At 34.1% G+C, this 21,522-nt stretch carries 24 protein-coding genes and 1 pseudogene; 7 read left to right on the top strand and 18 right to left on the bottom strand.

The genetic code is table 11. The annotated features are described in order from the left end of the window. Positions 1 to 5 precede the first annotated feature (5 nt). From RCG19_RS12040 to RCG19_RS12020, 5 genes are all read right to left on the bottom strand, one after another. On the bottom strand, positions 6 to 1,013 hold the full coding sequence (locus RCG19_RS12040) for a tyrosine-type recombinase/integrase (protein WP_308107328.1): 1,008 nt from the start codon (positions 1,011 to 1,013) through the stop codon (positions 6 to 8). Next, positions 1,003 to 1,992 (bottom strand): tyrosine-type recombinase/integrase, encoded by a 990-nt coding sequence (locus tag RCG19_RS12035; protein WP_308107327.1) that lies wholly within the window; start codon positions 1,990 to 1,992, stop codon positions 1,003 to 1,005. Before RCG19_RS12035 ends, RCG19_RS12040 begins: the two co-directional genes overlap by 11 nt. Beyond that, a complete protein-coding gene (locus RCG19_RS12030) occupies positions 1,982 to 3,214 on the bottom strand; it encodes a tyrosine-type recombinase/integrase (RefSeq protein WP_308107326.1) in 1,233 nt (410 codons plus the stop codon). Before RCG19_RS12030 ends, RCG19_RS12035 begins: the two co-directional genes overlap by 11 nt. Before the next feature lie 151 nt (positions 3,215 to 3,365). Beyond that, positions 3,366 to 3,995, bottom strand: a complete 630-nt coding sequence (locus RCG19_RS12025) for a helix-turn-helix domain-containing protein (protein ID WP_308107325.1) — start codon at positions 3,993 to 3,995, stop codon at positions 3,366 to 3,368. A 456-nt stretch (positions 3,996 to 4,451) separates the two neighbouring features. Then, positions 4,452 to 4,652 (bottom strand): hypothetical protein, encoded by a 201-nt coding sequence (locus RCG19_RS12020; RefSeq protein ID WP_308107324.1) that lies wholly within the window; start codon positions 4,650 to 4,652, stop codon positions 4,452 to 4,454. 116 nt (positions 4,653 to 4,768) lie between these two features. Here RCG19_RS12020 and RCG19_RS12015 point away from each other — a divergent pair. Both RCG19_RS12015 and RCG19_RS12010 read left to right on the top strand, forming a co-directional pair. Continuing rightward, positions 4,769 to 5,500, top strand: a pseudogene (locus RCG19_RS12015) (ATP-binding protein). Further along, positions 5,484 to 5,690, top strand: coding sequence for a hypothetical protein (locus RCG19_RS12010; protein WP_308107323.1), 207 nt, complete (start codon positions 5,484 to 5,486; stop codon positions 5,688 to 5,690). Before RCG19_RS12015 ends, RCG19_RS12010 begins: the two are co-directional and overlap by 17 nt. A gap of 38 nt (positions 5,691 to 5,728) precedes the next feature. Here the strand turns inward: RCG19_RS12010 and RCG19_RS12005 are convergent, their stop codons facing one another. The 5 genes from RCG19_RS12005 to RCG19_RS11985 form a co-directional block, all read right to left on the bottom strand. Next, on the bottom strand, positions 5,729 to 6,082 hold the full coding sequence (locus RCG19_RS12005; protein WP_308107322.1) for a hypothetical protein: 354 nt from the start codon (positions 6,080 to 6,082) through the stop codon (positions 5,729 to 5,731). An 85-nt stretch (positions 6,083 to 6,167) separates the two neighbouring features. Then, the gene (locus tag RCG19_RS12000; RefSeq protein ID WP_308107321.1) at positions 6,168 to 6,524 is read right to left on the bottom strand and encodes a hypothetical protein; all 357 of its coding nucleotides are present in this window, start codon (positions 6,522 to 6,524) and stop codon (positions 6,168 to 6,170) included. Positions 6,525 to 6,861: 337 nt separating this feature from the next. Then, complete coding sequence (locus tag RCG19_RS11995; RefSeq protein ID WP_308107320.1) at positions 6,862 to 7,035, bottom strand: hypothetical protein; 174 nt, start codon at positions 7,033 to 7,035, stop codon at positions 6,862 to 6,864. 823 nt (positions 7,036 to 7,858) lie between these two features. Then, positions 7,859 to 8,824: a restriction endonuclease gene (locus tag RCG19_RS11990; protein ID WP_308107319.1), complete on the bottom strand. Its 966-nt coding sequence runs from the start codon at positions 8,822 to 8,824 to the stop codon at positions 7,859 to 7,861. A 501-nt stretch (positions 8,825 to 9,325) separates the two neighbouring features. After that, entirely contained in the window at positions 9,326 to 9,505 is a 180-nt protein-coding gene (locus RCG19_RS11985; protein WP_308107318.1) for a hypothetical protein, read from the bottom strand. 635 nt (positions 9,506 to 10,140) lie between these two features. On the opposite strand from RCG19_RS11985, the gene RCG19_RS11980 reads away from it, so the two are divergent. The 4 genes from RCG19_RS11980 to RCG19_RS11965 all read left to right on the top strand — a co-directional run bounded on the left by RCG19_RS11980 (position 10,141) and on the right by RCG19_RS11965 (position 14,378). Further along, positions 10,141 to 10,542, top strand: a complete 402-nt coding sequence (locus RCG19_RS11980) for a hypothetical protein (RefSeq protein WP_308107317.1) — start codon at positions 10,141 to 10,143, stop codon at positions 10,540 to 10,542. Positions 10,543 to 10,619: 77 nt separating this feature from the next. Next, entirely contained in the window at positions 10,620 to 11,441 is an 822-nt protein-coding gene (locus RCG19_RS11975; RefSeq protein ID WP_308107316.1) for a hypothetical protein, read from the top strand. 1,597 nt (positions 11,442 to 13,038) lie between these two features. Next, the gene (locus tag RCG19_RS11970) at positions 13,039 to 13,677 is read left to right on the top strand and encodes an ATP-binding cassette domain-containing protein (RefSeq protein ID WP_308107315.1); all 639 of its coding nucleotides are present in this window, start codon (positions 13,039 to 13,041) and stop codon (positions 13,675 to 13,677) included. Positions 13,678 to 13,691: 14 nt separating this feature from the next. Beyond that, on the top strand, positions 13,692 to 14,378 hold the full coding sequence (locus RCG19_RS11965; RefSeq protein WP_308107314.1) for a hypothetical protein: 687 nt from the start codon (positions 13,692 to 13,694) through the stop codon (positions 14,376 to 14,378). Between the two features lie 604 nt (positions 14,379 to 14,982). Here the strand turns inward: RCG19_RS11965 and RCG19_RS11960 are convergent. From RCG19_RS11960 to RCG19_RS11925, 8 genes are all read right to left on the bottom strand, one after another. Further along, positions 14,983 to 15,111 carry a hypothetical protein gene (locus RCG19_RS11960; protein WP_308107313.1) on the bottom strand — a complete coding sequence of 43 codons (129 nt, stop codon included), beginning with the start codon at positions 15,109 to 15,111 and terminating at the stop codon, positions 14,983 to 14,985. Positions 15,112 to 15,285: 174 nt separating this feature from the next. Beyond that, the gene (locus RCG19_RS11955) at positions 15,286 to 15,624 is read right to left on the bottom strand and encodes a transposase (protein WP_308107312.1); all 339 of its coding nucleotides are present in this window, start codon (positions 15,622 to 15,624) and stop codon (positions 15,286 to 15,288) included. Between the two features lie 14 nt (positions 15,625 to 15,638). Further along, entirely contained in the window at positions 15,639 to 16,385 is a 747-nt protein-coding gene (locus RCG19_RS11950) for a transposase (protein WP_308107311.1), read from the bottom strand. Beyond that, positions 16,375 to 16,797, bottom strand: a complete 423-nt coding sequence (locus tag RCG19_RS11945; protein ID WP_308110980.1) for a transposase family protein — start codon at positions 16,795 to 16,797, stop codon at positions 16,375 to 16,377. The genes RCG19_RS11950 and RCG19_RS11945 overlap by 11 nt, the downstream gene beginning before the upstream one ends. A 404-nt stretch (positions 16,798 to 17,201) precedes the next feature. After that, on the bottom strand, positions 17,202 to 17,981 hold the full coding sequence (locus RCG19_RS11940) for a hypothetical protein (RefSeq protein ID WP_308107310.1): 780 nt from the start codon (positions 17,979 to 17,981) through the stop codon (positions 17,202 to 17,204). Positions 17,982 to 18,070: 89 nt separating this feature from the next. Next, entirely contained in the window at positions 18,071 to 18,460 is a 390-nt protein-coding gene (locus RCG19_RS11935; RefSeq protein WP_308107309.1) for a hypothetical protein, read from the bottom strand. 107 nt (positions 18,461 to 18,567) lie between these two features. Next, positions 18,568 to 19,341: a hypothetical protein gene (locus RCG19_RS11930; RefSeq protein ID WP_308107308.1), complete on the bottom strand. Its 774-nt coding sequence runs from the start codon at positions 19,339 to 19,341 to the stop codon at positions 18,568 to 18,570. Positions 19,342 to 20,199: 858 nt separating this feature from the next. Further along, entirely contained in the window at positions 20,200 to 20,364 is a 165-nt protein-coding gene (locus RCG19_RS11925) for a hypothetical protein (RefSeq protein ID WP_308107307.1), read from the bottom strand. A 370-nt stretch (positions 20,365 to 20,734) separates the two neighbouring features. On the opposite strand from RCG19_RS11925, the gene RCG19_RS11920 reads away from it, so the two are divergent. Continuing rightward, positions 20,735 to 21,265, top strand: coding sequence for a hypothetical protein (locus tag RCG19_RS11920; RefSeq protein WP_308107306.1), 531 nt, complete (start codon positions 20,735 to 20,737; stop codon positions 21,263 to 21,265). Positions 21,266 to 21,522 lie beyond the last annotated feature (257 nt).

Genomic DNA, 21,522 nt, shown 5'->3' with positions numbered 1-21,522 from the left:
ATATTTTAGAAAAGCGTCTCAAGAAAGGACATCAGATCTGCTTTTTCTTCGGTAGAAAAATAATCTGCACCGTCCGGTGCTATCTTTTGCGAGGCCTTTTCAATTGCTTCCCGCATGACTTCCGGGTTAGACGTTAGATATACCTGGGTTGTTGTCACGGATGCATGTCCAAGGAAATCTCTAATATTATAGATACTTACTCCATTATTAACAAGATGGGTTGCCTTGCTATGTCTTAGGAGATGTGGTGAGAGATTTTCCTGAAAAGGTTCATCATTCATCTCTTTGGCAAGTTTCTGGTACTTGTTCAAAATATGGGAGATACCTGCCCGTGTTAATCGTTCTCCCCTGCTATTACAGAACAATGGTTTTTCAGGCTGACGTTCATATATGCTTATATATTTTTTGATAATTTTGCCTGTTTCCTGCATTATAGGTATTTCACGATATTTGTCGCCCTTGCCTTTTACGAAAAGTTTACATATATCACCCAAGGTAATATCGGATGTGTTCAGGCTAATAAGCTCCTGAACTCTGCACCCCGAATCATAAAGCAATGAGAGCATAGCCATATGTCTAATTCCCGATCGTGCGTTACCATCTGGAATGCCCAGGAGCTGTTTTGTTTCTGATTCTGTCAAATAGGCAGGGGGTTTCTTTGCTGTTTTTTTAAATGGGATTTGGATAATCTGGCTACAATGTTCTGCCCATTCTGGGGTAGTTGCCAATACATAACCCCAAAATGATTTTAAATGTGCAAGGCGTACATTCCGCGTGGATATAGCATTTTTTCTTCTGCTTTCCAGCCAATCAAGAAATTCCATAACGCACTTTTTGTCAACATTTTCTATGGAAAGCTTCGAGACAGACAATTTGTTCTCCTCAAGAAAAGTGAACAGAAGTTTAAAGGTGTCCCTATAGGAAGCCACCGTATTTCTGCCATATCCCCTTTGTGCTATTAGATAGGATAAAAAATAGGCTTGTACATAGTGGGATAGTGGTTTAGTTTTCATCACACACCTCCGGAATTAGGCTGCTTAGATTGGATTCTTTCTTGATAAAGTCGCTGTATCCATGTTCTGTTAAATGAATATAACGCTCAGTATCGGACAAATTCACATGTCCTACATAGGCCGCGAGAATCGGGATCGCCGTATAAAGATTCATGCCAGACTCTAACATTCGGTTTAGACTAGCCGTACAAAACGAATGCCGTACATCATGGATTCTTGGTAGTCTTCCCTGGGGAGTACGAACTCCTGCCGCTGAATATATCTTTCGGAACATATATTTCATGGCATCATAGGAATAACCCGTTCCAGTATAAGGTGAAATAAACAAATGCCGCTGCGATTCATGGCGGTGCTGTATTTTGGAAAGATACCTGCCAACTGTTGCTGAAAGGCTTTCTGACATGGGCACATATCTGGATACATTATTTTTTGATTTATACACAATAAGTAGTTGGTCAACCATGTCTACATCCTTTATTCTAAGCGAAAGGACTTCCCCGATACGCATCCCAGTTCCAATCAAAATACGGGTGATGACAGGATAAATTTGACAATGGGTATTTGATCTTCTCCCTTGTGAAAGTTGATCAGCTGCCACGGTAATGGACTCCAGTTCAGCTTCTGAAAAAATATATGGACGGAATGGCAGGTATACTTTCTTCATATATTTACGTGGTATTTCATAGGAAACAATCTCCAAACTTCGAAGAAAAGCTGAGAACTGACGGAAATCTGAAACGCGAAGTCCCCTGGATGACGGACTTTCCTTTTCTCTTTCACGTAGAATGAACTCTGCCACTTCATGACTGATTTCCAGACTATCACAAGAAAGGGTAAGCTCTTGGTTTAGTGATTTCAATCTAATCAGTGTGGAATGTGTCACTTTTTCACCTTTACCACGTTTAAACATTATATATTTTTTGAAATAATCCTTGAAAATTCCTTCTTGGAAAGCTTGAAATTCCTTATCATTCAGCATACGTCATCACCTCCATAGAGGCTTTTCTTAACTGAGAAATATCGGACCAGATGTACCTAGTGGTTGTCTGGGGAGATGTATGTCCAAGGATTGTGGCAATTTCGCTGATCTGAACACCGTCCAACATCATACCAGTTGCCAAGCTGTGTCTCATGGAGTGAAGTCCAGCATGTTTCCGATCCGTATTGATCCCGGCTTTCTTAAAGAAGGCGCGGACTTTTTGCGAAAAGTGGTTATCATCTGCATATGGCACATGGGGTGGTTTTTGTCTAATAAAAATATAATCATCTATAGTTTGGGGTCTGGAGTTTTTTATATAATCCAGCAGCGCCAAGCATACTTCCTGTATTAAAGGAAGTTCCAAATATCTTTTGGTCTTTTGTTGGCTAAGTTTAATGCACTGCTTTTTCCAGTCGACGTTCGATAGTTGGAGGGTCCTGATATCAGAAGAACGGAGCCCATACACACTAGCAAGAAGCATCATTAGATACAACATTTTCCCCTGCCCAGAGGCTCTGTCGACGGAATCCAGTACCTTTCGTATTTCCTCGGCAGAATAAGCAGATTCTAGTCGCTCATGTTTGTTCGTGTGAAGGTTTTCCAAAAAGGAATCAAATCTAAATTTCAAATTACTACTGATCATTGGGCAGGAAAAATAACTTTTGATGGTATAAAGAATATTCGTTTTTCCTGTAGAAGAATAGTGCCCATCAAGGGTTCCGATAAAATTAACAAACGTTTGGGGATCCAAACTGTCAATCGAAGAACAGCCATTTTCGAAAATAAAAATAAAAAATGGTTTTAATCTTCCGATACGGGTTCTTATTGTACTGCGACTACATTCCTTTGAAACTAGCCACTCTTCATAAAGCTGGATATCTTTCTGGAAGGTTTCTGGTATTGAAGTGGAATGATAGATATACCTTCTTGCCAAATCACATCCATTCAACGTATCTCTGATAAATAGTACTGCTCGCGCCTTACGTTTTTTACATTCGGTTGAGGGGCGTATGTATGGACTTACCCCTGTTACCTGTTCATAATATTTCGGTACATTGTCCACTGGCATGTAAGATGATTCCTGTTTACAAAATAGAAGGAATTCATCAATGACGCCGCAATAAATATAAGCCAGTTTGGAATTATTTAGATCAGTTGTTACCTTTTCCTTCAATTGGTCCATCTTCAACCGCAGTTCTTCAAATGAAATAAAATCAGCCATTTCCATAGTCTCCTCTCATTAATGGGCTGATCCTATTATAGTCAATTAATGTAAAGTTGAATTTGGATCCAACCTTTCATCATCAACATTTCTCTTTACTACTTTACATTAATCATTTTTTTACATTAAATCTGTAATGTAAATCTTTACATTACAGATTATCGGGGACAATCATTTGGGTGACTCCGCCGAAAAATTCAAATGCGTGGAGGTGAGCAGTAATCCAATTGGCTGTGTCCATGGACAAAAAGGCTTCCACATAAGAATATTGACTGCACGGAAGTGCAGCTATAAATACATAGGCAGGAATGGGTTCACCTGTAAAGGAATCCTTTAGAAATGCAGTTTGGCCTGCCCAATCGACCTCCATAATTTCTCCTGGCTTCCTTTTAATCCTCATCGTTGCCTTGGACACGGTCGCATAATTATGATAGAAGCGGCAAAACTGACGGTAGCTATAGGGAATTTCCCCTAGTTGCCTACACGATTCCGAATACTCATGCCATAGCAATGACAGGGTTACCCCACTTTTGGCCATTTCTTTGTGGATGTGCTCGCAGTCAGGCTGCTTCCTTAAATCCGACTTACCTTTTTCCGGATAAAGGATATTCTGAAGGTCAGTGTCAGTGATGTCATCCTTAATCGGCCAGGAAACCTGCAATTCATCAGCCTTTTTTATCACATTATTAACGGTATTGCGCGAACAACCGCAACTTGACGCTATACTGCGGTTACTGAGACCTTGGTCGTTCAATCTCCGAATTTCACGATATTTGATCACAAAAAAACCTCCTGTATAATAAATTTGCACAATAGTGTGCAAATTCATTATACAGGAGGTGGCGCTTACTATGGCAGAGGTGGCACTGAAATCTGTCCGAAGTGGCTCTAAAAAATGGCAGAGGTGGCACTTTTGAGTGGCCGTATACAACAATACCTGTTCAATTTCTATTAGTAACGAATTAGGTTCGCGGATGAGTGTTAAGGATTCTATGAATTTTTTCGAAAAATTTATTTCTAACAGACGTAAACAAATTAAAGTCTCTAATAATCACCTTGGTATGCTATTTTATGTATGGTTAGATTGGTGAGTATTTCGGACAGAATGAGCCGGCTGTGCGGAGTTTTGATCCACTTTTTGCGGACAACAGAGCCTGTGAATGCGGAGGAAAGATCCACTGTAAAAGGGGGAACAGCCATTGAAATGGTTTTATCCTAGTTTCAATGGGTGCTGATTCTATCTAAATCGTTTATCTTCTAATTGTTCATCTATAATCTCAATTGCCTCACGGACAAGTTCATCATAATCTAAATCCTCTTCCTCGTCCCATACACAAGCAGTTAGTAACTTACCTACTATTTTCATCATCACTTCTTCCGGTAAATATCTGTGAAAGAAATACTTAGCTACACGGTTTTCAATTTCTGTTGGGATCATCTTCCCACCACCAAACCATGACGCTCTCTCATTGACGGTTGATACTTCCGCGGGGCTTCTTATTATGGAGGAAAAGATAAATGATGAATGAACAAATGTTATCCAAACTGTAGGAAATGAAATTAATAGGGATGGCTGAAGCATACAAGGAACACTCTCTAAATAAAGAATATAAGTCTATGAGTTTCGAAGATCAATTCTCACTACTAGTCGATTTGGAATATTCCCATCGGAAAAACAATAACTTGAATCGATTAATTAAAAATGCAACATTTTTCGATTCAAAAGCATGTATTTAAGATATTGAGTACTTTGAGGATCGCAAATTGAAAAAGGAGCTAATTTTGAAATTAGCCAGTGGCCTTTATATCCAAGATCATCATAATATTATATTAAAAGGTCCTACGGGATCAGGTAAAACCTATATGGCTTTTGCATTTGGTATATCCACATGTCGTCAATTCTATAATGTAAAGTATATCCGATTGCCTAAATTACTAAATGAAATGTCACTTGCAAAATTGGCTACCGACGGCAGCTATCGTAAGTTGATCAAGAAATATATAAAAACAGATGTGCTCATTCTTGATTAATGGCTCCTTACGGAGTTATCAAAGGACGAAGCAAATATCCTATTGGAGATTACCCTAGCTAGGCATAAAACCTCTTCCACCATTTACTGTTCTCAAATTGATTCCAGTGGATGGCACATGAAATTGGGGAATGGCACCATAGCGGAAGCCATTCTAGACCGCATTATTCATGATTCTTACCAATTCTTATTAGACGGAGAAATCTCCATGAGGGAACGTTACGGATTAGGAAACGTCTATGAATGGCTATTTTGACACGAAAAAACTAATTAACATGGAAGAATACTATTATTGGGTCGGCTATAAAGATTGGTTTCCTTTCCCCAGTGACTTGAAGGAAAAGCTTCTAAAAGTATATGGAGAAGAGCCATTTCAATATGAATGGACTGAGCAGGATATCCACGAAGGAGCAAGGAAAATAATAATAGAATTCTTCAAGGCCTAATATTATATTAAACCAATAAAAAGGCTCCTCTATAAAACTCATTGTAATAAGAGGAGCTTTTTATTGGTAAAGAGTTGGCGAAGCTTGGTAAATTCTTTGTCAAAGAGTGGTACAAAAGATGGCAGAGGTGGTAAATTCCTATGGCCGTAATTACGAAATAAGGGCTCGTATCTCAACACATCAGCTGACACTTTAGCTGTGCCCCCGGATTCTTCTCCCGACATTCCACCTTCAAACTGATTCTCACCACCCAAGCTAATAGAAATAAATAAAGCGATTCGGAAAATAGATATGAGAAAAGGAAGGATACCAGCAAGAATCCAAGTCAAAGGGTTTTTAAGAACGGCTATAGTTTTAGCAACTTTTACACCTTTCTCCAAAACACCTTGCATAGGCTCTCCTTTCTAAAAGCATTTTGAAGCAATGAGGCAGGCACTGTGCATGAAATGTAATTGCGTCATAATGCTTTCTTTAACATCATTTTCGTTGTTTAGCACTTGGGTCTCTACTTTCTGATCTCTTCACATTTTCAGTAGATGGATTCTTATTTCTCGATTTAATCTGTTGTTGAGCTTCCCAATGAGTGAGATGTTTGGCTGGTTCTCTTGAAGCTGCTACTTCAGTTTGACTTTCTATTCTTCCTGACGGCTTACTACGATGGGAAGGCTTAACCTCTTCGTTTATTCTAGATTCTCGATTGGCATTTCGAGCCTCCTGACTAGAATTACTACTTTTACTAGCCTCTTCACCTTTTCCACTTTTATAATCATTTAAATGCACAATAGCAACACCCGCATTTCGTGAGGATGAGCGTGGGGCAGTTTCTGCTGCCAATGAAGCTGCTGCATTTTTCCCACCTTTACCTATATAGCTTTTTGCCCTGGATTGTTGTCTGAAACTTGTTTTTGCAGGGTATCTCTCCCCCTGCATTTCGGTATTTTAATCGGACTCCACTTGTTTCTATACCAGGTGTAGCAGTTGTAGCCGTTTTCCATCCTGTTCCACCTTTACCTATTGAAATCCTTCTTGCGTTTTTATATTGATGATTTTTATATGCTTGCCCCACCATTCTTTTTGCACCCTTGAACCCTTTTTACGCTAGCGTCGCCCATTTTACTAATGGAGTTTGTTGTCAGTCTCTCGACGGCTTGCTGACCTTGTATCATCCCCGCTAAGCAACTTCGAATAGATCAGAACGGTATTTAAATAATCCCCACATGCTAATACAGATCAAGAAAACGACAAAGGCATAGCCTTCTACTCCATTCGTGACTTTGACCGATTCGTAAAGCAAGCTAACAATTCCCGTAATGACAGTGATTAAAAGTACCAATCCTGCTTTCATCAGTAAGACGCCTACTATTTTTTTACCTTGGTTTAACGCACTTTCATTGTATAAAGGGATAACGAAAGTGCGCAGTACTTAAAACAAAAAATCACGCCCTTTATGGTGTTATCATGAATTCTTGTGTTCATCATGGGATTTCAATACAGCGATAACATACATGCCAAAACTAGTATAAATAACTTCGAATGTAGCCATTTATTTATCGCCTCCCCCTACCTTTGACTAACACTTAAGGATAAATCCCCCATATTTTAATCAGATTTGTCGGACAAATTCCCTCTGGTCCGAAATCAATTAATCATATTTAATACGGTGATACTCTTCACATTGGTCTATAAAAGACCAAGTAGAGAAGATAAATCAAATTATTAGAGAGGTCATTACAATTACTGAGGTATGGCTATCAATCTCTGGTCAATAATAAAATCTATAATACTACGGAACGTTATTGGAGAAATTGTTAAGTAGTAGAAGCCAGAAAAAGCTATAAAACGTGGGAAATTTAAATAAAATTAAGTCGATTTTTCCTCTAGAGGGGCCTACACTGTCAATTCTATTTCTAAAATTAAAGATGTCCGCGAAACTGTGAAGCAATTTCTGAAGAGCCCGGTGCGGCAAATCTGCATGCCGGGTTCAGTGGGGGGATGAGTCGCCAATTGGGCAGCCTTTCTACCCGGATTCGAGGGTTAGTCCCACCTCCTACTCGATAAATTTTTATTTTATTAAATAGCTTTATCTGTCAGGAGATGGAAAGTTAAGAAATCCTAAAAATGATTTTCAACTTATTATTCTATTAACCTTTTTATTCTGAATACAAACTCTAATGTATGGTTTGTTCACTTTTGAGCCAAGGATTTTTATCAATTATAGCTGCCTGTACTTTTTTCTTTAACATTTCTTCTAGATTAAGATTATTTTCAAGAATATAAACGACCTCATCTAAACCACAAAGACACATAACAGTTCTCGAAAGTGATTCTTTACACATACTAATGGCAGGTTGCGTAAAACTTGAATTTGAGATAAAGATCCCCCTGCTGTGACCACGATTAAAAATACGAACAAGATGTTGCGAAACGTCACCTGTGCCAATAGGGTTCCTCCACCACTTCATTTCTACTAAATATAACTCTCCATCTAATTCGATAACACCATCGATCTGTTCAACAATTCCCGCTCCTTGATCTCCTACAAGTACAAAAGCTTCTCTAACCGAAATTTTATATGCCTTAAACAGTCTGTTTAATATTACCTCAAGTTCCTTGCCTCTCTTATGTGGATCTGTATATGTAAATAAACTGTTCAGCAGATGTTTAATAGTTTCAATCTCTTGACGATGCAATTCTTGTTCTTTTACCTTTCTTAAATAATCCTTTTTACGTTTTTCTGCTTCTTTTTCACGTTCCATTTTCATTTTTGTAAATGAATCTTTTACTTGTACTAATTTACTGATTTCCGCAACCAGCCCTTTTGCTGGTAACCGGTCTTTTTCCCAACAAGCTTCAAAATTTTCAAATTGAGTTACTCTTTTTAAGATTTCCCTTCGAATTCTTAACGTTCTTTCTCCTCTTTCATTTATTCGTTCCAAACCAGTCCGTACTATTTCATATTTACTAATTGCATCCCTATTGAAATTAACCTTGCTTATCATGTCTTCCATCATATTTGTAGGAACACCAGCGCCCTTTAAAAAGATTAATACATCTTTTTTTGACTTACACAATAAAGGAATAGTATCAACCAATAGATTAAAAAGATCCGGTGGATAGTGATAAGTTATATTCATCTCTTAGCTCCTTAAACATTCACAATGTATATCCTTTATTAAATTTTAATCGATCGTCTACAACAATTGTACCGCAATGACATGATTTGTACCAATGAATGACAAAAAAATTATCACCAGCGACAAGCTGTTTACCAGAACTACTTATCTGGTTTAAAAAGAACCCCGTGGAAAAGGGAAGCGAAACCGTCCTAGGTACTGAGAAGGCGGTTATGATAAAAATGGCAGCCGTTTTTCTACTGTTATTTAGATTCAAGCATACAACAACTGCACAGTTGAAATAGTGGTTCAAAATAGGCCTAAACTCCAATAGAACGAGGAGTCTATGCATATTAAACTTTTTCGGGGATTATGCGAAAACACCCAAAATCTTAAGATGATGCAATGGATAGTAAACTATGTGATTTAGAAAACACTATCCATTTTGAAAAATATTTTGAAAAATATCTTAAAAAGATTAATGAACAATACGAGAAAATTAGACTTGAACAAAAACATTCTTTAAAAGTATTGAACAATACCGAAAACGAAATGAAGCAATGCTAATAATAATACTAAAAAAATAAAACAACCAATCAGGATTAGAAAAAAAGAGTTATCTGATTTTTTGTCTTTTAGATTTTCTTTATAGATTTTTTGAATTTGTCTTTGTTTTAAATCAAATGGCTCCTTTTTTTTCATTATTATTCGCCACCTTATTGTTTGAATGATTAGACTTAAAGAAAAAATTTCAAATTGTAATTGAGAAAGATGTTTTTGGCTTTGAGGTTCAACCCTAGCCATCATACTATCAGGCTATAAAATATAAAGGGATTGATATAGAATATTTTTCTGCGGATAAAAAACCATCTCGCTCTTAGCATGGTTCAATTAGGACTGTCACATTAAATTCGTATATATAATTAATTAATTTTACCATTATCATTAATTAATTTGAAGTGATTAAAAATAGGTCTTAATAATGTAAATGATAAATTAGGTGGTCAATGACTTTTGTAAGAAATGAATCTCTGATGGCATAATTGCATTGACCAATTTACATTTTTCAAAATACTCCCAATAAAGATACAATAATTATTCTTTCTAAAAATATCTTGACAAATATAAATTAAAATATTGCAAAGTTAAAGACATCAATCATAAAAACTTGTAACCACGTATTTATTGTAAAAATTCGACAATAATATTGTTATTTTTTTACTTATTTGTTATATTAATTTATAAATTTAGTAAATTTAGACAGAAACTTCTTGTGATTTCTCCAATATACGTCAATTTACTAGGTTGCTATACAAAAAAAGAAGGGAGGGGAGATAATGTTAAAGAAAAAATTAGTAGTTGGTACATTGGCACTTGGGCTTTTAGCCCCGACCGTAGCAAGTGCTGCTTATAACTCCTATGTTGGTTATTCACTTCCACCATTAGGGGGAAATAATTACACTTACTATCACACAAAAGCAACAAATGATGATTATATTCATAATATAGTTGAAAACATTGATGGCGCGGCAAATGCAGCTAACTTTTGGGCTGAAGATAAAACATTGATCTCTTCAGGTACAATCTCACAAAAATACAAGCAGACAGTAGGAAGCGCACAAACAATTAAGTTTCTAAAAAATGAAAGTGCAGGTACTAACGTTAGAATGGCAATGGAGAATTACTCACTCAAATTAAATGATTATGGATTCGTTGCTGGTCGTGTAGACTTCAGATAAGAAATATTAAATAATTCAATTATAAACACCAAGCACTAGCATTTGCGCTTGGTGTTTCACTCTGGGAGGTTTACATTATGAACGTTTTAAAAGCAGAAATACAATCTTGTTTAAAGAGGAAGGATATTCATATAACCTTTTTGTTGATGTTAATTATTTCCATTTCCGCGTTTGTTATAGAATGTTTATCCTTTTATGGACTTGACTTAAAATTTGTTAGATCTTCAGCGGAAAGCAGCCTTTTCCAAGGTGTGTACGCAGGATCAGTAAAAGCTACTTTAATTTTTATCTTACCTCTTCTTTCTTCACTGATCTATTCCGATTCTTTTTATACCGATTATCATAACGGTGTATTAAAAACTATAATTACAAAAGTAAATAAATCAAAGTATATAACTTATAAAGCAATTACAATTTTCTCCTTAACTTTTGCGGTTATTTTTATTAGCTTATTTATAAACTTGATATTGTCAGCTATAACTTTCCCTTCTACAGGTTTTGATAATGTAGGTGCGCTACCTGCATATGATATCGGTGTGCAAAATTATAAAAATGGATATTTTTTAGAAATATTAAGATTGGAATCACCTTTTTTATTTAATGTTATATCTGTATTTATATTGAGTTTATTTGGAGGCTTATTTTCCATCCTTACATTGGGGATTTATTTTTTATGTTTATCCAAAAATAAGATTGTTGGGTTGTTTTTATCTTTTCTTTTTTATGTGTGTATTAATCTATTACTAGCATTTTTAGGATTTGATAAATTAACATTAACTTACCAACTCGACACTACTCATATAGGTACGATCTCACAATTATTACTTTGGATTATATTTATTTTGGCTATATCTATATACCTTTTAAAGAAAGGTATTGATCAAGAATTAATAAATTGAAGGATGATTAAAAATGGTGACACCATTATTTAAATATTTACTGAATAATTATTCGAAAAATTCGAAGAGAACATTCATAGTAATTGGGGGTTTTTTGTTTGTTCTATTTTATTTTTCAACAAATTCAGGTGTTGGGGAAAATAACTTATTTAACATATATCATCTTAATTTTAATAATGGCTTTTTATTAATAATAATAGCACCTATATTTGTATTTTTGATACTGGATATACTATCACCATATGACAATGATATATTATTACTTAAATATTACTTGTTAAGAAACTGGTGGATAGAAAAGTATAAAGCTCTTTTTATTATAATATTCTTATTTGTTATTTCAATAAATTACATTTTTCTTTTCTCACTAATAGTTAATGGACAATTACGTTATATTACGTTTCAATTTCTAATATTCTGTGTGGTTGGAGTGTTATTTCAAATTCTAGGATTTCTTACAATTGGAACATTTTTTTTCACTTTAAAATACATAACAAATAATAAAACTATGTCCAGTGTATTAACCTATTTACTTCTAATCATCCCTTCTTTTATTAAGGGCTTCTTTTATAAGGAAATATTTGGCCTTTTGGATTATATGTTTCTAAACAACACTAAAGGTTCTGATTACCTAACAATTATATTATATTTATTATTACTATTAATTTTAATAATGCTTTTAAATGCATATGTTGTTAAGAAAAAAGATATTTATTGGAGAAATTAAGTATGAATTTGAAAATAGTAACAGGTAATAAAATATTTAAATCTATTCCTCTTATTGTATTAGTTAGTTTATTTATTTCATTATTCAATATTTCGGAGTTAACAAAATATAATATTCCTAATCTCAACTCAAGTCATTTAATAGTTTTTTCCTATGGCTACTTAGACCCATCATCAATTAAGCAATTAATTCCGGTAATTATATGGATTTCTCCTCAATTATTACTGATATATCTCTTAGGAGGTTCTATTTATAATAATTTACAAAACAAGATTATCTACACTTTTACAAGAACAAATAAACGAATAAAATGGTTTTTTAATCAATCAAACTATTTATTCATAAATGTTTTTTTATTTTACTTAATAAATTTTTTGATAACAATTCTCGTTGGATCATTAAATAATATAGAAATTATTACAAAAAATGTATTAATAATTTTAATTGTATTGCTTATTCAGGTTTTTGGAAGTTACTTACTACTTCTTTTCATAAATATGCTTTCATTATATTTTAAAATTTCATATTCGTATGTTGCAGTACTATCTTTAACTTTATTTTTGATTATGTTTTCAGGGCTAATATTTGAATTTTCCCGATCGCATATAAAGTTTATCAAATGGTTGCCAACTTCCCAATCTTTTATAAGTTGGCATAATTTATACTTAGTACATGATTTTCAAAATTTAATACATATTGATTATTTAGAGGGGTTTAAGCTTAATTTTACTTTTTCATATTATTTCATATTCTATTTAATAATCATGTCTTTTTCTATGAGGAAAATAAATAAAATGGATATTATTTAGTAAGGGATCAAAATAAATTTTGCCAGTAGGTAAAATTTTTAGAAAACTAGGAGCTGATATCATGAGTTTTATTGAAATTCATAACTATTCTAAAACGATTCGTGGTCAAGTTGTATTAAATGATATAAATATAAGTCTAGAAAAAGGAAAAATATATGGTTTTATAGGAAGTAATGGTTCGGGTAAAACTATGCTATTTAGAGCAATATGTGGACTAATTAAACCATCTAAAGGGACAATTAAAATTAACAATGAAACTCTTCATAAAGATATTTCTTTCCCTAGGGATTTAGGAGTGATTATTGAATCTCCAGGTTTTTGGGATCATCTTACGGGTTTTGAAAATTTAAAATTGTTATCAACAATTAAAGGGCAAATTGGCGATTCGGAAATTAAACTGAGTTTAGAAAGAGTTGGTTTGAAAAATGATGATCTAAGGATATTTAAAAAGTATTCTTTAGGAATGAAACAAAGATTAGCTGTGGCGCAAGCAATTATGGAATCTCCTAACCTTCTTATTCTAGATGAACCTACAAACGCTTTAGATGAGGATGGGATAAAACTCATAAGAACCATTATATTAGAGGAAAACAAAAGAGGTGCTACAATATTAATAGCAAGTCATAATAAAGAGGATATTGATAATTTAGTAGAACAATCTTTTAAAATGAAGGATGGAAAATTGATAAGCAAAGATTAAAAGGAGTTTGTCAAATGAACAGGACTATAAAAATTATATATTTTATTAGTATTTTACTTATTGTAACAGCAATAATATTTGGGATTAAAACAAAAAACTCGTTTAAAGAAACTAAAATTACTTTGAATTCTAATGAATTTAAAAATGCCAATGTTTCTCTACATGAAGAAAAACCTCAAATAAACTATTTTAATAATGGAATAAAAAATTATACTGAGTTAGTTAACGAATCTGATTTAATAGTTACCGGAACTATAGATGGACAGCGCAAGGAGTATAGCGCTGCTATCAAAACAGAGTTTAAAATTAATAACGTACTAGAAAATAAATCTCTTGTAACTAATTTGCCAGAGAAAATATATGTTTTTGAACCTAGTTATTTTAACTTTGATACTTATTTTATTCAAAATGGTTATAATATTATGCAAGATAATCATGAATATATTCTTTTTTTAAACCATTTAAAGGCACCTGAGAACTATAATTATAAAAGTGAAGAATCTATAACATTTATACCTGTCTCGACATATTATGGTAAGTTTGAATTAAAGGGTTCTGGAATTTCTAAAGTAGTTCTATCAAATCAAGCATTAACCTATAAAGATATAAAAGATCAAGCAATAGTTACTGAAAATCAAAAAATAGTTGATATCTATAAAAAAATCAAGAATAAATTAACAAATACAGATTTAATAAAATAAATTTATAGCGAGTCAGTCGGTTATTAAGGCTAAGAAGAACTCTATTATTATTATTATTATTATTATTATTATTATTATTGGGGTACTTTACAGCGTCAGCGAACCCTCGCTGTGCACTAATGTGATGTACTAAAAACAACTTTTTAAATGGATCTCCATCGATAGGCTCACTATCATGTTATTAATCACCCTGTTTGTCGGTAGATTCGGAACCGACTATGGCGGTGATTTTTTTAATTTGTAACAGTCACTTTCGTTGGCGATATATATTAGCCGTAGAAATTGACGGAATCTATTGTCCATAAATTGGCTGATGTAATGCTGAAAAGGGGAAGCTGAGCATCTGGTGTAATCAATATTAAGTTTCCTTATAATAGAAATTGAAATTATCCTGAAAGGAACATCATCATGAACAACATTAATATTGAAATTACGATTGTTGGAGAATATTCAACTGAGTATTGCGGGCAGAATGAGCCGGCTGTGCGGAGTTTTGAGCCACTTTTTGCGGTCAACAGAGCCAGTGAATGCGGAGGAGAGAGCCACTGTAAAAGGGGGAACAGCCATTGAAATGGTTTTATCCTAATTTCAATGGCTGCTGATTCTATCTAAATCGTTTATCTTCTAATTGTTCGTCTATAATCTCAATTGCCCCACGGACAAGCTCATCAAAATCTAAATCCTCTTCCTCGTCCCATACACAAGCAGTTAGTAACCTACCTACTATTTTCATCATCACTTCTTCCGGTAAATATCTGTGAAAGAAATTGTTTATGGCATCATAAAAATGGTTCTTACGCCAAACTGGTGAAGGTGTAACTGCTAGACTATAATGGTTCTTACGCTATCTTGATGAAAAAAGACGTGGCTAGTAACAAAATTTTATTTTGTTATTTTACAATAATATTTATAATCTATAGAGCACCCGTTTCTCCAATATTGCCAGCCCAGCCCGACCGTAGGTAACCCGCTTTATTGTCTTCAGTCGATTTATTTGTCCCTCAAGTAATCCATTACTGAATGGGGATATTAAAGCATTTTTTACTGCTTGTAAGTCACTTAGGAGTCGTAGAGCATAATAATAAAAGGGATTTTTCTCAGAAGATAATTGTTCTCTAATCCATTGTAGGAAGATGTCTAGATTCTTCGTTTGAATGGCTCCACGGTAGGTTTGGATTGTGTTATAAAGTTCTTTTACAAGCGGATAAAATTCAAAACATTTATTTAAGGAAGCTATCTCTTCCATCTCCAGATTTTCTTCTAGTCTCCACATCCATGAGCATAGTTTTTTTCTAGAAATAAGTATTTTGTCCTCTTTTGAAAGACCAAATTTACGTTCCTTTCGGAACCTTTCACTATTGAACGTACACCTGAAAAAGTGCCCGTATAACCTTGATTTTGAATAGAAGAGTATATTTCTTTTACCGTATTTCCTTCTTGCTCAAGCTTAATAATTTGCTCATAATACTTATCCGTTGGTCTATTTCGGAAACGATGAAATACTGGAGGTTCCTTCATGTTTAAATATTGATAGATGGTTCTTCTGTCCAAGTTATATTCCCTGGCAAGTCTTGAAATATTTTTCCCCTTTTTATGTGCAATTTGAATATCTTGAATCAGTTCCCACTTTTTATTTTGACGATTCTTATTGGGTTGTTCTGCTCGAGTTAGTGGAATTTCTGTGGGATGTGATTCAGGGATGCTCCATTTGATTGAAGCTGGCATGATAGTGGCAAGAAAGGAATCTAGCTGCTTCTTAGCATTCCTAATAAAATGCCATCGATCATAAATCTGGGTAATTGTATTGCTTGCATTTTTAATTCCTTGACGGAAACCTGTAAAACCATCTCGACTAACTAGTTCAATAAAAGGATACTTCTTTAGCCAACTAGTAACTGTTTCAGGTAAACGATTTGGTAAGAGCGCTAAGGGAGCTTTAGATTGGAGATCACATACGAGTGTTCCATAAGTATGACCTTTGCAAAATGCAAAGTCATCAAGACCCACGAAAGGGTGACACCTCTGATTCAATAACAGTATGGTGTATCAAAGCTAATAGGGTATCGTGGCTCACCGGGATATGAGCTGACTTGGCTAATTTTTCAGCTGAGAGGCAACTTGTTAAAAAGGCCATCTTTCGTAAAACTTGTTCTGTCCTTTTAGTTCGCCTACCATTTGATGAGAGCCAATCGAATCGCTCAGTAAAAATTTTGTCAGTGCAATCTGGGTTATCACAAAACCATCTTCTAGAAAGTATTAACAGTTCACAAGATTTTTCACCGATGGGGAGATCCTGTACTTTACGTGTATAGTGACTATGGATGCGGGAACTTTTCTTTGAGCAGAATGGGCAGGCGGAAGATGTTCGATTGCTTTTTAACGTTATTAGTAAGGATTCGTCTGTAGGGTAAATGTACATCATTTCTAAATCAGGATCTGGGGAGGACCAAGGAACAGAGGACATTTTTCTCACTCCTTTTCCTTTAATTATATCAATCTAGCATTAAAAAAGTCTTTCACCAAATCCTCGTAAGAACCACTCTTATTTGTGGAAAACTGTTAATTCTAGTTTATCGTTTACACCCCTTGAAGAAAGTGTTGCAAACGTCTAATTTCTTCTATTTCACTTGGAATTAGACAGATAATTGATATTTCTAGGGGTTTAGCCGGCAAAACTAGGATATTGCTAAGGTATTTTTGGAAGCAAAAGCCCTGAGTTTTCTACGTTGAGTAGAAAGCTCAGGGCTTAATTTTTTCTTTAATTTCTTTTTCATCAATATACAAGAGGTTATTTGATTTATCGTGCCGGCTCTACTCTTTCATTTAAATAACACTATTTATAAAAATTACATTCCACGAACTAGATCCCTCCGTTATAGTGCAGCGCATGACTGCATTAACTACTGTTCCTGTCGCCCTTGATACTGGTTCCCACTTAGCATCGGCTACAACACTAAAAGAAGTGCCCACATCAAATTTCTTAGAATTGTTAACAGTATGGACTCCGCCGATAGTTGACGTCCCCCATTGTTGGAGAGTTACATTTGTATTTTTGATACCTGTTGAAACATCTTGTAATGTCCAGTATCCAGTTGCCTTCGTTATATCATAGTGATTAATATTTCCCGATCCACCTTTTACGATCTCATAATAAACCCTTGAATAAGAGTAAACTGAAAGAGTTGAATCTAATCCTCCTTTTCCTGTATCGTAACCTAAAATGGAAATATTTCCATTTGACTTTTCAAACGTAGCCTCACTAAAAACTGTTGTAACATAACTTTCTACAACTTTTGTTCCCTTTTTTACAGCTTTAAGCTTTTGTGATGTAATTTGGACATCTTTTTTGGAGAGATTAACCTTTTTTCCATTCTTATCTTTAACTTCCATTAGGGTGTTCATGTTTTTATCTAATTCAAGATTATCAGTAACTCCTTCTTTCGCTCTTGAAAGAAGAGCATTATTATCTTTAATTTCTTGCGCTTCAAAGATAATTACTTCTTTATTTTCTAACTCAGAACCTTCAGCAGCAAAAGTAGATGGAGCAAATGTACATAGTGCTATAATAAAACTTAGGATAGATAACTTCACTTTTTTATACACTTTTATTTCCCCCCAGATTTCAAAAGATTTAGCTATTATATTCCTTTGAACGCTATACCGTATAAATGGAATTTGTTTAGAAAGCTATATTAATCCTTTTTTTCCAGAGTAATATTTTCATGATGACCATCCCACTTTATGTCAATTATCATTTCCTTGTCTTCTCTTGTTGTTAAACAATCAGTACATTTTTTGGGAAAAGATAGTTCATTATTTTCATCTAATGCCTTTCCATCACCATTAAAATCGCGTTCTCCATCATTAATTACAATATTTAGTACTTTTATTTTCTCCGGATTTTCTCCTTTGTATTTTACAACATAAGCACCATCTTCGCTATCCTCTGAAATCTGTGTTTTGTACAAACCAATCCAATTTTCGCTTTCCCCTGTAAAACTGAGGACTTTTTGATTGCATCCAACCAATAACATAAAAGTGGAAACACAAAATAATAATCCAATAAATTTTGACGCTTTCATCATATCACCTCTTCGTTATAGCTTATGGTAAAATTTGCGAATCCGAGGTAACAAAATATACTGAAAAGAATAAGTCGTTTTTCCAATAACTTATTCTTTGTAAACGGTTACCACAAATTATGAGTAAAACCTACGTTCCATGATTGGGAACCCTCCGTAATTGTACATGTTTGGTATGCACCTATTTTGCTACCTGTCCCTCGGAATATTGGCAGCCAGGTTTGTGGGGGAGTTATAGTAAAGGAGGTTCCTGTTGAATAATCCCTATATTGAGCACTATTTCTATCGCCACCAGCTTCAGATAAACCTGTTTGCCCAATTCTAACCTTTGTATTTTTAATCCCAGTTCCAACATCTTGTAATGTCCAATAACCTGTTACTTTAGTTAAACCATAATGTTGCTTCCCATTAATTGTGGTAATGTTATAATATAGACGAGAATACGAATAAACTGATAAAGTGGAGTCTAATTCACCCCCTCCATGATCAGCAAAAATACCCACCTCACCTGCGTTTGGATTAATTGAGACTTCTCTAAAAAATGTAGTTACATAACTATCCACTACTTCACCGTTAGCATTTACAATTCTTTTAAGGCTTTCAGTAGTACTTTTTAAATCTGATTTAGATAACGGAATCATGGTTCCGCCCTCGTTCGTTACAGTAACTAATGATTCTAATCTCTTCTCAATCTGAGGATTATCAGTAATTCCTTCTGATGCCCTAGAAAGTAGAACTTCTTCATCACTTATTTCTTTTTTTTCAAACACAACTACTTCTTTTTGATATCCTTTGGCAGCCACTATTGTGGAGGAATATACCGTAGAAGCAATTAATAACAAAATCGTACAAATCACCGTATTAATTTTCATAGCTTTCAAATCCTTCCTCTCCCTTTTTAAAAGTTGAATAACAATATTATCGTTCCTCACCTCACCCCTATCATGAAATTAAGACCTAATTGCTACCTTAGATGTTTATCTAAAATTTTCCAAACTTGTTAATGTTATTGAATTTGACTTAAACTGTTAATAGTATTTAAGTAGAAATCTCATGAAGGTGGGTTTGTTAATATTGGTAATAATTAGGGCCTTTTGAGGAATTACATTACCGCTGAACACTCAGTAGTTGCAGTCGACATAAAGGAAAGTTTTGTTAAATAAATTCTATCAACAATAATTTTTCACCCCTATCCAAAAGTTTTATACTACACTATTATCTTATCATAAACCTAATAGCAATAAACTAAAATTTGGAAATTCAGTATGAATTTAGGTAAGAGGGTCTGCCTAATAATTTACAATATGGTCATATGAGTTCAGAAGAACAAAATTTGGATATGCAAATTAATTCTTTGCTTCAGTATGGTGCTGAGAAAATATATCAAAAAAAATTAATCCAGAACCAGACTATGATTATGATCATGATTTCGATGAAGATGATTTTCGAGGATACCAAGGAGGAATTATTGATGATGCCGATATGATATTTAACCGAGATATAGATTATGATGAATAAATTACTAATCGTTTAAGCACAATTGTTAACTTAATCTAAACAGTTAAAAGGATATTCTTATCATTAAATAAGAACCATCCTAAGAAGTAATATTAATGGATGATTTCCCCACATTAGGTTCACTTATATTCATTTATAACCATAATCTTAATAAACCTTGAAAGGCTAAATGCCAATCAAGGTTTATTCATTTTCTTTTAGTATATTTGTCTATCCAATCCTTAATATCCTGCCCCAAAAACACATGACCGCTCTTCCCCATTTTTCTGCCCCGCAGCGTGAAATTCATCCAGGATGATCATTGACGGTTCCAACGTGATTAGCTCTTCATGGGTCATCGCCGTCAGCTTGGATAACTCAGGAAGGATACCTCTGTTCACAGACATTAATGTTGGTAACTAAGAAACCCTTTATTATCAAGGGATTTACAGTTCTTTTCTATTTTCTATATGTACATTTATGTTGGTAACAAAATACTATGCTTGAAGAGTTTTGAAACCAGTCAATCGAAAAAGGAAGATCAGCCGCATCAAATTCAATTGCTGAAATGGAATTTGTTTAATTTGCAATGTAGTCAATCGAAAAACTGCCTATTTGGGACTTCACTTTTAATCTATTCGATTATCTTTGTTTAATCTTATACATAGAAATACTATATATATAATATCCCTATGTATACGCAACTGACGATTAACGAAGTCGAACTAGCGGTGTGGTACAAATTGGAGTAGAAACTGACTTAAAGAGGTGATTGTTATGACATCAATTTTATTAATTGGGCTTGTTGGTGTGATCCTTGTGATATTCTTCAAGAATTCCATCATAGGTACCTTTGGTGATAACAACAAACTAGTGCGGAAGTTACGAAGTACAAAATGGTTTCAAAATCATTTTGTAACGGGCATATTCTTATTCGTAATGAATGGAGTTCTCTTTTTTTCAACATGTCTTGTGCTCTATATTTCCACGTATTTCATGATTCCATATATCCATTTACTTGTAATGTTCTTGGCAGTAGCTGGTAGTATCTTTTTATGGATATTAATCAATAAAGCATGGCACGGGTCAAGTAGAAATCGTTTGAAAATGGCAGTCCTTGGCAGCAGTTTTTATATTGTCTTAACGATTATTTTCATTTACATGTTTGTAACCCTAAAACCGTCTTATCAAGGTGAAGATATATTTATGAGGGCGTTTGGAATCGTATTCGCTATTATCGTGACAACCGTTGCGTTTATTACATGTTTAGTTATTACGGGATTTTCAAAAAGGAAAATAGTAATTTAAGTGCCTGTTACTGTTCGAGGTTTAGTAGATTGGGCCGATATGAAATAACTTGCAGTTCCCATTTTCTCGGAATTTATTTTTTCCATAATAAACCTAAACATAACAAATCACATAAATTTCGCAACACAATTCACTGTATATTGCAAAGTCAAAAAGGCTTTAAGATGCATATATCTCAAAGCCTTTTTTAACATTTTCCTTTTTCGAGAAACTGCTCTGTAAGTTGTTCATGTACATTAGATACTAAAGCTAGTTTG

Origin of the sequence: Neobacillus sp. OS1-2 (genome assembly GCF_030915505.1) — a bacterium.
In the GTDB taxonomy this organism is placed as follows: Bacteria; Bacillota; Bacilli; order Bacillales; family Cytobacillaceae; genus Neobacillus.
Note: the sequence above shows the minus strand (reverse complement) of the source record. Positions and strands in the feature narration are given on the sequence as shown.

Excerpts from the sequence above, each read along its gene's own strand:
- RCG19_RS12040 (WP_308107328.1), bottom strand. The coding sequence starts at position 1,013 with ATGAAAACTAAACCACTATCCCACTATGTACAAGCCTATTTTTTATCC.
- RCG19_RS12035 (WP_308107327.1), bottom strand. The coding sequence starts at position 1,992 with ATGCTGAATGATAAGGAATTTCAAGCTTTCCAAGAAGGAATTTTCAAG.
- RCG19_RS12030 (WP_308107326.1), bottom strand. The coding sequence starts at position 3,214 with ATGGCTGATTTTATTTCATTTGAAGAACTGCGGTTGAAGATGGACCAA.
- RCG19_RS12020 (WP_308107324.1), bottom strand. The coding sequence starts at position 4,652 with ATGATCCCAACAGAAATTGAAAACCGTGTAGCTAAGTATTTCTTTCAC.
- RCG19_RS12010 (WP_308107323.1), top strand. The coding sequence starts at position 5,484 with ATGAATGGCTATTTTGACACGAAAAAACTAATTAACATGGAAGAATAC.
- RCG19_RS12005 (WP_308107322.1), bottom strand. The coding sequence starts at position 6,082 with ATGCAAGGTGTTTTGGAGAAAGGTGTAAAAGTTGCTAAAACTATAGCC.
- RCG19_RS11995 (WP_308107320.1), bottom strand. The coding sequence starts at position 7,035 with ATGAAAGCAGGATTGGTACTTTTAATCACTGTCATTACGGGAATTGTT.
- RCG19_RS11990 (WP_308107319.1), bottom strand. The coding sequence starts at position 8,824 with ATGAATATAACTTATCACTATCCACCGGATCTTTTTAATCTATTGGTT.
- RCG19_RS11985 (WP_308107318.1), bottom strand. The coding sequence starts at position 9,505 with ATGAAAAAAAAGGAGCCATTTGATTTAAAACAAAGACAAATTCAAAAA.
- RCG19_RS11980 (WP_308107317.1), top strand. The coding sequence starts at position 10,141 with ATGTTAAAGAAAAAATTAGTAGTTGGTACATTGGCACTTGGGCTTTTA.
- RCG19_RS11975 (WP_308107316.1), top strand. The coding sequence starts at position 10,620 with ATGAACGTTTTAAAAGCAGAAATACAATCTTGTTTAAAGAGGAAGGAT.
- RCG19_RS11970 (WP_308107315.1), top strand. The coding sequence starts at position 13,039 with ATGAGTTTTATTGAAATTCATAACTATTCTAAAACGATTCGTGGTCAA.
- RCG19_RS11965 (WP_308107314.1), top strand. The coding sequence starts at position 13,692 with ATGAACAGGACTATAAAAATTATATATTTTATTAGTATTTTACTTATT.
- RCG19_RS11960 (WP_308107313.1), bottom strand. The coding sequence starts at position 15,111 with ATGAAAATAGTAGGTAGGTTACTAACTGCTTGTGTATGGGACGAGGAA.
- RCG19_RS11955 (WP_308107312.1), bottom strand. The coding sequence starts at position 15,624 with ATGGAAGAGATAGCTTCCTTAAATAAATGTTTTGAATTTTATCCGCTT.
- RCG19_RS11945 (WP_308110980.1), bottom strand. The coding sequence starts at position 16,797 with ATGTACATTTACCCTACAGACGAATCCTTACTAATAACGTTAAAAAGC.
- RCG19_RS11935 (WP_308107309.1), bottom strand. The coding sequence starts at position 18,460 with ATGAAAGCGTCAAAATTTATTGGATTATTATTTTGTGTTTCCACTTTT.
- RCG19_RS11925 (WP_308107307.1), bottom strand. The coding sequence starts at position 20,364 with ATGTCTGTGAACAGAGGTATCCTTCCTGAGTTATCCAAGCTGACGGCG.
- RCG19_RS11920 (WP_308107306.1), top strand. The coding sequence starts at position 20,735 with ATGACATCAATTTTATTAATTGGGCTTGTTGGTGTGATCCTTGTGATA.